Genomic DNA, 12,644 nt, shown 5'->3' on the forward strand with positions numbered 1-12,644 from the left:
ATGGGCCCCGCGGGGCGGAACCTGCCCCCGTGAGCAGCCTCGGCTGCCTGCGTCCGGATGCCGGCGGGCGAACGGATATCGACTGGTGCCTGACAGGCCTCCGTCCTGACCTCGCGCAGGAAGCCACGCCATGAGCAGGAGCTCGACTGCGGCGTTCTGGTCGAAAAAGGACTGGCCGCGCCAGTTCCTGACCGGCCTGCTGCTGCTCGTCTTCAGCGCTTTCGCTGTCCTTGGAACGGCACATGCCAGTTCAAGCACGCATGCCACGCACCTGGATCAGGCCGTTGCCAGCGCGCAGCATGACGTCTCTTCGCAGCATTCCGACGACCGCAGCGAGGCTGCGGACGAACGATGCTGTCACCCTGAAGCAGCGCCGGATCTGGATTGCGGCCAGGTCTGCACCTTTCTTGCCCTGCTTCCCGATCCACTGCCGGCACTGCCAGCGTTGGACGGGGAACCGCCCCTTCGCATTCAGCACAGTGTTCTGGGCCGAAATCCTTCAGGCATCCTGAGGCCACCGCGTCTGACCACGATTGCATAGTGAAGCACGGCCGGGAGCTGTTCGTTCCCGGCTGCTCCAGCAACCGACGATCAGATGAAGCCGGAAAGCGCACGTCCGAGGATGTGAGGCGTTTCTCCGGCGCCAAAGGATGCACAATGATGTACCGAACAATAATTGCCCTTTCCGCCACTCTCCTGATGGGGGTTTCCGGCGCTGCTCTGGCCCAGCAGGCAGAGCATGACGCCCACCGCCCCGAGACGCTGCAGGCGCAGGAGGATCGGGCCCCTGCTCCCATGTCTCCTTCAGGACAGATGCCTTCGATGGCCGATAGGGACGCGGGAAATTTCACCAAAGCTTATGTCGATGCGATGGACGAGATGCACGGGCCGATGATGGAGGGCGTCATGGCGGGAGACCCGGACGTCGCCTTCGTCCGGGGCATGATCCCGCACCATCAAGGTGCGATCGATATGGCGAAGATCGTGCAGCAATACGGAGATGACCCGCAAACGAGAGAGTGGGCGGCGCAGATCATCGAAGCACAGGAGCGTGAGATCGCCGAAATGCAGGCATGGCTGGAGACGAATGCCAGCCAGGAGCCTGCCGGCTTCATCCAGAGGGACGGAACCGTGTACTCCGCCAACGAGGGCGGCAATTCAATCAGCTCCATTGATCTCGGCACCGGTTCTGTCGAGACCGTTCAGATCGGCGTATCGCCACACAATGTCGATCTGACGCCGGACGGGAATCTGCTGCTCGCGGTCGGGAGCCCTGCCTCCGATCACGCTCACGGATCGGCGGACGATGGACATGCCGAGGCCGAAGCGGGCGGAGGGGTTCTGGTGGTGCTCGACCCACAGCAACTATCGCAACCTGTCGCCACTCTGGAAGTCGGGGCGCATCCTGCGCATGTCGTCGCCGATCGCACCGGGCGTGCCTATGTTTCGCTGTCCGGCGGGAACGAGATCGTAGTCGTTGATCTCGCAAAAGCTCAGGTTATCGGGCGCATCGCGACCGGAGCCTTTCCGCACGGACTGCGCCTCAGCCCGGATCAGAGCGAGCTCTATGTGGCCAATGTCGATGACGGCTCGGTCTCCGTCATCGACACCCAGAACCTGACGGAGCTTGCGCGCATGCCGGTGGGCGCAGCGCCGGTCCAGGTCGGGTTCACGCCCTCGGGCGATCAGGTCTACGTCTCTCTTCGAGACGAGAACCGGGTGGCCGTCATCGACACCGCATCCCGCGAGGTGACGAACAGGATCGACGTCGGGCCGAACCCGATCCAGATGTTCGCCACACCCGACGGAGCCTACGTCTATGTGGCTAACCAGGGCACCGACGCGGAGCCGAACGACACGGTGTCCGTGATCGACACGGCGACCGGAGAAGTGGTGAAAACGATCGCCACCGGGGGTGGCGCTCACGGCGTCTCGTCATCGGCTGACGGGGCATTCGTGTTCGTGACCAACATTGCCGACGATACCGTGTCGATCATCGACGTGGCGAGCCAGGACGTCGTCAAGACCGTCCCGGTCGGCGACCGCCCGAACGGCATCGTCTACCGCGGATCAAACCACTAAGGAGGTGAATGGCGCCGGAGGCAGTTCCGGCGCCACTTCCACAGCCACCGCTGGAGGTGATCGGCAGGGCTATCCTGGCATTGACACCAGAAACATCTCCACTATTCTGGAGATATGGAAAAAACAGATATCATCGCTGCCTTGTCCGCGCTTGCGCAGGAGACCCGGCTCGATATCTTTCGGCTGCTGGTGCAGGCCGGGAGCGAAGGACGCGCAGTCGGGCATATCGGCGAGAAGCTGAACCTGCCCTCGGCCACCCTGTCATTTCACCTGACCCAGCTGAAGCATGCCAGCCTGGTGACATTCCGCCGTGAGGGGCGATCTTTGATCTACACCGCCAACTTTGCGGCGATGAACGGGCTGATGGCCTATCTCACAGAAAACTGCTGTGGCGGCGACACCAGCGATTGCGCGGTCGGCGCAGCTGTCTGTGATCCGTCCGGCAACGCCACAATTAAGGAAGGTGCCGGCGCATGAGCGCGAATTACACCGACGTCATCATCTATCATAATCCTGAGTGCGGAACTTCGCGCAACACGCTGGCCATGATCCGCAATGCCGGGGTCGAGCCGCACGTCATCGAGTACCTCAAGACTCCGCCCTCGCGTACGCTGCTGCTGCTGCTCGTTGAGCGGATGGGCGTCTCGGTCCGGGACATCCTGCGCGAGAAGGACACGCCCTACGGCGAACTCGGTCTCCACGACCCCGGTCTGACGGAGGAGCAACTTCTCGATGCGATCGAGGCTCACCCGATCCTGATCAACCGGCCCATCGTGATCAGCCCGAAGGGCGTCAAGCTGTGCCGCCCCTCCGAGACTGTCCTCGACCTCCTGCCGCCCCAGAAGGGTGCCTTCACCAAGGAGGATGGCGAGAAGATCACCGACACCGCGGGCAACAGTCTCGCCTGACAGGAAACTTCCAATGTCTAACGCAACAGCGCCGGCACGCCGGCTGTCCTTCCTTGACCGCTATCTGACCGTCTGGATCTTCGCGGCGATGGCGCTAGGCGTGTTCCTCGGAACCGCTTTTACGAACCTTCCCGCGGCGCTCAACGAGATGTCGGTCGGTTCCACGAACATCCCGATTGCGATCGGCCTGATCCTGATGATGTACCCGCCGCTCGCCAAGGTACGCTACGAGGAACTGCATCGCGTCTTCGCCGACAAGCGCGTGCTCGTGCTATCGCTGGTCCAGAACTGGATCATTGGCCCGGTGCTGATGTTCGCGCTCGCCGCGATCTTTTTGCGCGACTACCCCGAATACATGACCGGCGTGATCCTGATCGGACTGGCGCGCTGCATCGCGATGGTTCTGGTCTGGAACCAGTTGGCCAAGGGCGACAATCAGTACGTCGCGGGCCTCGTCGCCTTCAATTCGATCTTCCAGATCCTGTTTTTTTCGACCTACGCCTGGTTCTTTCTCTCGGTCCTGCCGCCACTCTTCGGGCTGGAGGGCAGCGTCGTGGATGTCGGCTTCTGGACAATCACCGAGGCGGTGCTGATCTATCTCGGCATCCCCTTCGCGGCCGGATACCTGACCCGGCGCATCCTGATCGCGCGAAAGGGTCCCGATTGGTTCCAGGACGTCTTCCTGCCGAAGATCAGCCCGATCACCCTCGTCGCGCTGCTCTTCACCATTATGGCGATGTTCAGCCTGAAGGGCGGCGACGTGCTGCTTCTGCCGTTCGACGCGCTGCTGATCGCGGTGCCGCTGGTGATCTACTTCGTCGTGCAGTTCGTCATCAGCTTCGCCATGGGCAAGCTGATCGCCGGGGACTATCCGCGCACGACCGCGATCGCCTTCACTGCCGCTGGCAACAATTTCGAGCTGGCCATCGCGGTCGCGATCGCCGCATTTGGACTCGCTTCCCCGGTCGCCTTCGCCGCCGTAATCGGGCCGCTGGTGGAGGTTCCGGTGCTCATCCTGCTGGTGCATGTCGCTCTCTGGCTCGGCCGCCGCTGGTTTAGCGGTTCCCCGCCTGCCGCCGTGCCGGCGGCCGCGACAAGTCAGCAGTAGGAGGCCGGTCATGCGTTTGCGTACCCTGCCTGACCCCGATCACCTGCCGGCTCTCGACAGGCGCTTCGTGCAGGAGCGCCTGGCAATCGAACTTGGCCCGGACGACCACAAGCCGCGCATCCTGATGCTCTACGGATCGCTGCGGCCACGCTCCTATTCCCGGCTGGCGACCGAGGAGGCGGCACGGCTGCTGCGGCTGTTCGGTGCGGAGGTCCGCATCTTCGATCCGTCGGACATGCCGTTCCCCGATCAGATCGCGGGCGACGACCACACCGCGATCCACGAGCTGCGCGAGCACGCGATGTGGTCCGAAGGCATGGTCTGGTGCAGCCCCGAGCGGCACGGCCAGATCACCGGCCTGATGAAGGCGCAGATCGACAACCTGCCGCTCAACATGGGTGGGATGCGCCCGACGCAGGGGCGCACGCTTGCGGTGATGCAGGTGTCGGGCGGCTCGCAGAGCTTCAACGCAGTCAACACGCTGCGCCTTCTGGGTCGCTGGATGCGGATGATCACCATCCCCAACCAGTCGAGCGTGGCCAAGGCGTATGATGAGTTCGACGGATCCGGCCGGATGAAGCCCTCGAGCTACTACGACCGCATCGTAGACGTGATGGAGGAGCTGGTCCGCTTCACCATCCTTACCCGCCCCCATGCAGCGCGTCTTGTTGACCGCTACTCGGAGAGGAAGACCGCAGGAAAGGCCTTGGACCCGGCGGCGGACCTCTCGTCGATTGCCACAGCGTCTCAGAAGCGCTCGGCATGAGCGACCCTGATCATGATGTCGTGGTGATCGGGGCGGACAGGCCGGGCTCGCGGTCGCCTACTACCTTCGCCGTGCCGGTCTGGATTTCGTGGTGCTGGACGCGGAGGGGCGGCCCGGCGGCGCCTGGCGTCATACATGGGACTCGCTGCGCCTGTTTTCGCCTGCGGGCTACAGCTCGCTGCCCGGCTGGCCCATGCCGTCGAGCCAGACGAAGGGCTTTCCGACAAGGGACGAGGTGGTCGACTACCTGTCCCGCTACGAGCGTCGCTACGGGTTTCCCATCGAGCGTCCGTGTGAAGTACGTGCCGTGGAGCGCGACGGCGAACGGCTTCGTCTCCGCCTGAAGGATCAGCGCAGCCTCACTGCACGCGCGGTCGTCAGCGCCACCGGGACATGGGGCGCGCCCTATATTCCCGACTACGCTGGACGGGGGCTCTTCCGGGGCATTCAGCTCCATTCGGCGCACTACCGAAACCCGCAGCCCTTCGCCGGAAAGCGGGTGCTGATCGTCGGCGGCGGCAATTCCGGGGCCCAGATTCTCGCCGAAGTGAGCGAGGTCGCCGAGACCATTTGGGTCACGCTCAAGGAGCCGGTCCTTCTGCCTGACGACATAGACGGCCGGGTGCTCTTCGAGCGCGCCAGCGCGCGGGTGCGCGGAGACTTCGATCAGGCCGCAACCACCACGCTCGGCGACATCGTCATGGTCCCGCCTGTGAAGGAGGCGAGAGATCGGGGCGTGCTAACTTCCGTCCGTCCCTTCGAGTGTTTCACCGAGACAGGCGTGGTCTGGCGAGAAGGGACAGAGACGAAGATCGACGCTGTTCTATGGTGTACGGGGTTCCGTCCTGCAACCGAGCACCTTCGGCCCCTCGGCGCGGTCGAACCTGACGGGCGTATCGAGGTCTTCGACCAACGCGCTGTCAAAGAACCAAGGCTGTGGTTGGCGGGTTATGGGAACTGGACGGGAGCCGCCTCCGCAACGCTGATTGGCGCCGGGCGTACGGCGCGAGAGCTGACTCCTCGGATCAAGATCGCGCTGGCGAGCGAAAACTCGGCAGTCTGACCGCGAGGGCGCCTGGCACAAGGTGTGAGTTATTCTCTCTACCGCCCCAGTACCGACTTGATCGTGTGACCGCCGCCATAGATTGCGAGCCAGAGGCCGGCGAAGCCAAGCAGGTGCTCCCATGGGATCGGCACGATCGATGTGCCGGCAGTTGCGTTTGCGACCGGCAGGATCACGCCGTTCCACGACCAGAGGAACAGCAACATCCACGACATGGCCGGGCGCCATCCCCAGGAGAAGACGCTGCCACGCTGATCTTCGCGGTCCAGCATGTGGTCGCGCTGCGAGGTTGCCATGGTGAGGTAGGCGACCCACTCGGCGCTTCGTTCGCGCTCGATCGCCTGCACCTTGGTGGCGGCCTTGGGATCAGCCTCGATCGCAGCTTTCACTGCTTCCGGTGTGGGCTGAGCACCAAAGGCCTGGGCGAGCGCCTCAACGACCTGTGCGGAAGCCTCTCCAGCGACCCCGCCGAGATTGGTGCGCAAGATCGAGCCAAGAATGGGCGCACCGAGGCTAACAAGAACAGGAGCAAGAGAACTAAGCATTTGCGGCCTCCCGGGCGTAGGCGGTGGCGCGGTGGGTGTTGATCACCGCGCGAATAATGAGAAAAACGAGCGCCGCAACAGCGAGGACCGCGATGCCCGCGAGAATCCAATCGCCGAGCTGCGCTCCCTGATTGATGGAGATTGCGCCGCCGCTACCAGCGCCGGCCGCGACCCCGGTCTGGTTGCGCGCCCGAGCACGCGCCTTGTCCGCCTCGTCACCAAGTTGCTGCTTGACCAGTTCGCGGTTGTCGTTCGCGGCCGTCAGTGCCCAGGCCACGCCCTTGGCTTCGATATCAGCGACACGACGCGCCCAGCCGCGGCCGAAGGTGTTCCAGATCTTCAGCGACCGCATGAAACTGAGCCGGGTGGCGCAGATACGCTTGACCGTCTCATGGTCCGGTCCGCCGATCGAATCGAGCAGCCATTTGCGGCCGCGCGAGACGCCGGAGTTCACGGAAGCGTCGTAGGTGGCGAGGTCGACGCCAGCAGCGAGTGTCGGGCCGCCGCTGGGCACCCAGTAGTGTTCGAAGTAGATCTGCTCGGCTTCGGCCGGGGTAATCTGGCGAACCGGGCGGGCCGGCTTGCCGTGCTGGCGCAGCCAGGCGTGGTACACGGCTTCGGTCACGCCATACATTGTTTTGCCACCAGGATCGGCGGGATGGTCAGACCATCCGCCCTCCCACGTCTTGGTCACGTAATGGCAGCGCCGGAACTTGGCCGTGCTCATCGACGGTTCTCCTCTTGATGCTGAATACGAAAAACCCGCCTCGAGGGCGGGTGCGGTTGGTCGATCGGGTTGGTGGCGCGGCTACGGAGTGCCGCCGAAGATCTTGAGCTTGATCGCGATGCCCGCGAGCAGCGCCAGCATGATCCCGGTGGTGATCATCCGCACCGAAGTCTGCACGGCAGTCCGCCGCACGAGCCGGATGCATTCCAGCAACGAGCGGATGTCGCGGATGTCGAGGGCGGCTTCCTTGCCCTCGAGCCCCACGTCGGCGAGCGCACGTTTTGCGCCTTCCTCGGCAGCGCGCGCCAGCATCGCCTCGAACTCGACCTCCGGAATGCGAATGAAGCCTTGATCGGAACGGGGTGGTGTCATCATCTCTCCTTTCCCGCTCATCAGCCGACCTTCGCACCCCAGAACGAGGTGTGATCGGCGGCGAAATAGCCATCGGCGACACGGAAGGTGCCCTGCAGCTCGACTGTGTCTCCGGCGCTGAGCGGCACCATCGTCTGGAGCGAGAGTGCCGTCGCTTCGGAGACGTGGGTCCCAGAGCTTTCGCCGAACGACCCTCGGACCTCGGTCGAGCCGTTCAACACCAGCCGCCCGCGCATGCGCGCCGTCGTGCTGGAATTCACCTTGTAGAGAAGCGTCGCGCCGAAGAGGTAGGTGCCGCCAACCGGCGCCACGAAGCGGTTGTTGGCGGCATCGAAGGCGCCCTGGTCGTTGTAGTCGGTGTTGTTGATGCCGATCTTCGTCCAGGCGTCGACGGCGACGTAGTTGTCGTAGTTCGTGTAGCCCTTGAAGCGCGGCAGGCGCGGCTGGTCGACGATGCCGCTGGCATTATCGACAATGAACCCGTCGAAGAAACTGCTGCCGTCCGCGGAGACCGCGAGCCTGAACTTGTCCGAGCCGAACAGCCCGAGCAGTGCTTTCGTGACATAGGCGGTCTGGAGCGTGAGCCCGAGATCGTCGCCGGCCGCCTCCTTGTTCATGGTGTAAAAAAGGTCGCCGGTACCGCCCTCGGCTATGGTTTTCGCTGTCCAAAGCGCCGCGTTGAGCTTCGCCGAGAACGGATTGGCGGCGTCGGCGATGGTGCCCACGCCAACTAACGCCAAGTTCTGCAAGGCCGCAGGCGTCGTGTCACTCCAGCTCGACCCGTCGTAAACCAGCAGGAGACCTTCGTCCTCCACCCACGCGCGCCAGCCCGTCCGCGGTGGCAGGCGCAGCCAGGCGCCGTCGGTCCAGATCGCGACGTTCAGGTCCCAGCCAGCCCATGCGCCCGTGGCGCCGGAGCCGACGATGTAGCGGTCGCCATCGGCGGGACTGCCGGGCGGTGCGGTCAGGTCGCGGTCTAGGACGGAGAGCTGGACGAGTCCGTCAAGCAGCCGCAGCGCCTCATTGTGGGTGACGTGCTTCTGGGCCTGTGCCGCGAGCATATAAGGCAGCAGGAGATTGGTCGTGGCGTCGGACATGGGGTCCTCAGAAGGTCAGCGTGACATTTTTCGGCGCGCCCCGCCCCACGAGGGCGGAGAGCTGGAAGATGCGGACGTCGAGCGTGTCGCCGGAACCGAGCAGCGCGCCCCAGTCGGCGGTCTGGTGGGCGGCGGCGTAGACCGCGCTGGTCGTGGTCGCGCTCAGCACCCGCTTCACGGCAGCGCCGTCGAGGATCTCGACCTCATAGGCTTCGAGCTCTTCTCCGAGCGGCACCTCAAGCCCGCCCCAGCTGTCGGCTGCAAGCGCGCGGGACCGGCGCGTCCAGCGGATGGTCAGATCGTCGGAGGTGCGGGGCTTGCGCCACGGCTGCTCGACATGGGCGACGGAGAACGGCCGCAGCCCCACGCCCACCGGCGTGAAGGCCTGCGCCACATAGGTCTCGTCGCTGACCGGACGGCTGGCCGGGCCGATGCGCCAGTTCCACGGGATGCCGAGGTCGGCCTCGGCGATCGGCAGCGACGCGAGGCTGTCGTCGAGCACCACGACGCGGGCACCAGCAGGCGCCGGGTTGCCCATGGTGCCCTCGGTCCCGCGCTGGCCACGCAGGAGCCGGGTCAGACGATATCGACCCGGTGCCAGAAGCTCTGCCGCGCCCGCCTGCACGATCTCCCAGGTGCCGGGCGCGCTCTCGATGGCCAGCGCGTTCGCCCCGCCGAACAGCGTCAGGTCGGTGACACTTTCCAGCGTGCCGGTCAGCAAATCGACCACCAGCGCATTGCCGAGATCGAAGCGCGAGGTGGGCCCCGCGAAGAAGTCGGAGACCAGAGCCCCGATCCGCGCGCGACTGCCGAACGTGGTCAGCAACTCAAACCCGTCCGTCGACGGGCTGCGGAACACCGCAATCTCGCCGGGCCAGGGAACCGCGTGGGCGGCGACCAGCGGCCGATGCGCGGGCTGGTCCTCGGTCAGCTGCGGCAGGTCCATCAGCACGGCATCCGGCGCGCCGAACACGACGGCACGCGTCAGCGACGCCGCGCGAGGATCGCCGGGCGGAAGGTCGTAAGTCGCGCGGTCCTGGCGGACCGCCTCGATGCCGCGCGCCTCCGCGTCGGCGATGAAGACGAGCCGCAGGTCGACCAGCCGCCCGTCATGGGCGAGCCGGATCGCGTCGGCAGGATCGAGCGCGAGCCGCGAGGGCGGCACACGGAATGCCGCCGTCTCGCGCCCCACCCACGCCTCCATCAGCGCGCGGCGGCAGCGGCGCTCGGCCTCCTCGGGCGGCACCGCCATCGGGAAGGATTCTGAGGCGATCCGGGTCGTGTCTACCGTGATGCGCCGCGCCTCGACGAGGGCCGCGTCGTAGTCCTCGTCGGCGCGGGCGATCTGCCATTTCAGCGCCTGCGGCAGTTCGGTCTCCTGGCCGCGCGTCAGTTCCAGCACGTCGCCCTCGCGGGCGGCGACCAGATCGTTGTGCCCGAGGGTGGCGACGGAGGCCCGGCCGCGCATGACGAAGCGGATCACCCCCTCGGTCTCCACCGCATCGAAGCCGAAGTGGCGCGACAGCGTGGTGATCGAGGCGCGCGGGGACTCGAGCGCGCCGATAGCGTAGCCCTCGACGGCACCCCAAAGGCCGGTCACGTCGATGCGATCTTCGGGCAACCCCGCCCGCAGACAGAGATGGCGCACCAGTGCCGCCAGCGACACCGCGCCGAGCCGCCCGGTCAGCCAGTGGCCGAGCCGCCAGTTCGCGCCGTCCGTCCAGACGTCGGTCAGTGCGGGAAAGAACGGATAGGGCCGCGCGTCCCATGTCCAGGCGGCGCATTCGGGCACATGCACCATCCGGCCGCCGTAGACCGAGGACACCGGGTTGTTCGCGGCCTCGCCCCACCAGAGATATGTCGCCTCGAGATAGGCCCGCTGGATCGCGTCATCGCGCCAGCCCCGCGAGAAATGCGGCGTGAAGCTCTCCGACGACTTCGGGTCGAAGAAGACGTTCGGCTGGTTGGTGCCCCGGTCGATGGCGGGACAGCCGAGCTCGGTGAACCAGATGGGCTTGGACTGCGGCGCCCACGCCGTCGGCGTCGCGCTCTCCACACCGCCCGGGCGGTCGTAGTGTGCGTTCGACCACCAGGCGCGAAGATCCTTGTAGCGAAAGACCCACGGCTTGGCCGCCGCGCCATCCGTGATCGGGGTCCGCACCTGCCCGGTGCGATCCGCCGCACTGGCATAGAACCAGTCGAAGCCTTCGCCGCCCGCGATATTGGTTTGCAGGTAGGCGCGGTCGTAGATCGCGGGCCAGCCCTCGGCTGCATCGAGATGCTCGAACCCGTCCCGCCAGTCGGAGAGCGGCATGTAGTTGTCGATCCCGACGAAGTCGATCTCCGGATCAGCCCAGAGCGGATCGAGATGAAAGAACACGTCGCCTGAGCCGTCACCCGGCTGGTGACCGAAATACTCCGACCAGTCCGCCGCATAGCCGACCTTGGTGCCGGACCCGAGGATCAAGCGCACATCCGCAAGGAGGTCCCGATACGCCTGCACGGCCGGATAGCTGCTGGCGCCCGAGCGGATCGTCGTCAGCCCCGGCATCTCGGTGCCGATCAGGAAGGCATCGACCCCGCCCGCCGCCGCGCAGAGATGGGCGTAGTGCAGCACCATGCGGCGCAGGCCCCAGTCGCCCGATGGCCCGGTCCAGTTGACGCTCTCGCCCGAGACGCTGAAGCTCGCGGGCGTGGCCGCGCCGAACAGCGCCGCGACCTGGCTTGCCGCCGTGGCGGTCTTTTCCACGGTCCCGGCGAACCCCGCTGCGGGCGAGCAGGTGATCCGCCCCCGCCAGGGAAAGGCAGGCTGTCCGGTCTCCGCGGCATTGTCGGAATACGGGTTCGGCAGCGTGTTGCCGGGCGGCACATCCATCAGGATGAAGGGATAGAAGGTCACGCGCAGCCCGCGCGCCTTCATCTCCTGGATCGCCTGCACCACGGCGAAGTCGAATGGCGTGCCGCCATAGACGGGCCGATCCTGATCGTCGCGGCTGACGAGGAAGGCATTGGCGCGGCTGACGCCATTGACCGACCAGCTGGCGGGCGTGGTCGACTTGGCCGAGACCTCGACGCCGGGCCGCACCTTGCAGGAGCCCGCGCGCAGGTCGTCGCCGAACCACGCCACGACGAGACTGACACTCTCGACCGAGGGCGCCATCGCTTGCAGCCGGTCCAGCGCCTCCACAATGTCGGTGGAGTCGGCGAGCGCGTTCAGGTTCTCGGGCACCGTCGCGCCGCCATCGGTCTTTCGGATCGCCTGCGTGGCGTAGGTGAACTCGCCCGAGGCCGGGATCATGGTGACGGCGCGGGTGAGCCCCTCGGCGGTGTCGGGATCGGCAAGCGGGCGGAACACCTCGAAGGACAGCTGCGGCAGACGGTTGCCATAGGTCGAGAGCGCCAGCTCCTCGAAGACCACATAGGCCGTCCCGCGATAGGCGGGCGTGCTGGCGGCACCCATCCTTGACGCGATGAACGGATCAGCGGTTTGGGTCTCGTCGCCCGGATACCAGCGCCAGGTGACGCCGGAGAGGTCCATCGGCTTGCCGTCGGCCCAGATGCGCCCGATGCCGGTGATCGGGCCCTCGCAGAGCGCGACCGCGAAGCTCGCATAGTACAGATACTCGGTGGTCTTGACCTTGCCGCCCCCGCCGCCCTTGCCGCCGCCCTGCGTGGTGGTCTTCGTCTCCTCGCGGAAGTCCGTAGCCCAGATGATGTTGCCGCCCATGCGCATGCGGCCATAGAGCCGCGGGATCACAGCACCTTCGGTAGCCGAGGTGATGCGCAGCGTGTCGAGCCGCGCGCCCTCGATGCGCTGCGTCGGCGCCAGCGACGAGATGATCCAGCTGTCGACGACCGAGCCGATGCTGGAGCCGATGAAACCGCCGATGGTCGCGGCGCTGACGCCGAGGATCGCGCCGCCGATCGAACCACCAATGGCGGCGCCGGCCGCGCCGAGGACAAGCGTTGCCATGTC

Annotated in this window: 12 protein-coding genes; 7 read left to right on the plus strand and 5 right to left on the minus strand. The window is 65.9% G+C overall.

Translation table 11 applies throughout. The features are described 5' to 3' along the window. Positions 1-130 precede the first annotated feature (130 nt). From J5Y06_RS15875 to J5Y06_RS15905, 7 genes are all read left to right on the plus strand, one after another. Complete coding sequence (locus tag J5Y06_RS15875; protein WP_209336172.1) at positions 131-541, plus strand: hypothetical protein; 411 nt, start codon at positions 131-133, stop codon at positions 539-541. 116 nt (positions 542-657) lie between these two features. After that, on the plus strand, positions 658-2,082 hold the full coding sequence (gene copM / locus J5Y06_RS15880; protein ID WP_245247952.1) for a CopM family metallochaperone: 1,425 nt from the start codon (positions 658-660) through the stop codon (positions 2,080-2,082). A 114-nt stretch (positions 2,083-2,196) separates the two neighbouring features. After that, on the plus strand, positions 2,197-2,559 hold the full coding sequence (locus tag J5Y06_RS15885; protein ID WP_209336173.1) for an ArsR/SmtB family transcription factor: 363 nt from the start codon (positions 2,197-2,199) through the stop codon (positions 2,557-2,559). Next, positions 2,556-2,990, plus strand: a complete 435-nt coding sequence (arsC, locus tag J5Y06_RS15890; RefSeq protein ID WP_209336174.1) for an arsenate reductase (glutaredoxin) — start codon at positions 2,556-2,558, stop codon at positions 2,988-2,990. The genes J5Y06_RS15885 and arsC overlap by 4 nt, the downstream gene beginning before the upstream one ends. A 13-nt stretch (positions 2,991-3,003) precedes the next feature. Beyond that, positions 3,004-4,098, plus strand: coding sequence for an ACR3 family arsenite efflux transporter (arsB, locus tag J5Y06_RS15895; RefSeq protein WP_209336175.1), 1,095 nt, complete (start codon positions 3,004-3,006; stop codon positions 4,096-4,098). Positions 4,099-4,108: 10 nt separating this feature from the next. Further along, positions 4,109-4,864 carry an arsenical resistance protein ArsH gene (gene arsH / locus J5Y06_RS15900; RefSeq protein ID WP_209336176.1) on the plus strand — a complete coding sequence of 252 codons (756 nt, stop codon included), beginning with the start codon at positions 4,109-4,111 and terminating at the stop codon, positions 4,862-4,864. 91 nt (positions 4,865-4,955) lie between these two features. Beyond that, on the plus strand, positions 4,956-5,927 hold the full coding sequence (locus J5Y06_RS15905) for an ArsO family NAD(P)H-dependent flavin-containing monooxygenase (protein WP_342453441.1): 972 nt from the start codon (positions 4,956-4,958) through the stop codon (positions 5,925-5,927). Positions 5,928-5,965: 38 nt separating this feature from the next. Here J5Y06_RS15905 and J5Y06_RS15910 read toward each other — a convergent pair whose 3' ends face one another. The 5 genes from J5Y06_RS15910 to J5Y06_RS15930 form a co-directional block, all read right to left on the minus strand. After that, entirely contained in the window at positions 5,966-6,472 is a 507-nt protein-coding gene (locus J5Y06_RS15910; RefSeq protein WP_209336177.1) for a 3TM-type holin, read from the minus strand. After that, on the minus strand, positions 6,465-7,199 hold the full coding sequence (locus J5Y06_RS15915) for a glycoside hydrolase family 108 protein (protein WP_209336178.1): 735 nt from the start codon (positions 7,197-7,199) through the stop codon (positions 6,465-6,467). The genes J5Y06_RS15910 and J5Y06_RS15915 overlap by 8 nt, the downstream gene beginning before the upstream one ends. 81 nt (positions 7,200-7,280) lie before the next feature. Beyond that, entirely contained in the window at positions 7,281-7,574 is a 294-nt protein-coding gene (locus J5Y06_RS15920) for a DUF6127 family protein (protein WP_245247954.1), read from the minus strand. 17 nt (positions 7,575-7,591) lie between these two features. Then, positions 7,592-8,668 (minus strand): DUF2793 domain-containing protein, encoded by a 1,077-nt coding sequence (locus J5Y06_RS15925; RefSeq protein WP_209336179.1) that lies wholly within the window; start codon positions 8,666-8,668, stop codon positions 7,592-7,594. A 7-nt stretch (positions 8,669-8,675) separates the two neighbouring features. Then, positions 8,676-12,641 carry a baseplate multidomain protein megatron gene (locus J5Y06_RS15930; RefSeq protein WP_209336180.1) on the minus strand — a complete coding sequence of 1,322 codons (3,966 nt, stop codon included), beginning with the start codon at positions 12,639-12,641 and terminating at the stop codon, positions 8,676-8,678. Between the last annotated feature and the right edge of the window lie 3 nt (positions 12,642-12,644).

The organism is Tianweitania sediminis (assembly GCF_017813335.1).
In the GTDB taxonomy this organism is placed as follows: domain Bacteria; phylum Pseudomonadota; class Alphaproteobacteria; order Rhizobiales; family Rhizobiaceae; genus Tianweitania; species Tianweitania sediminis.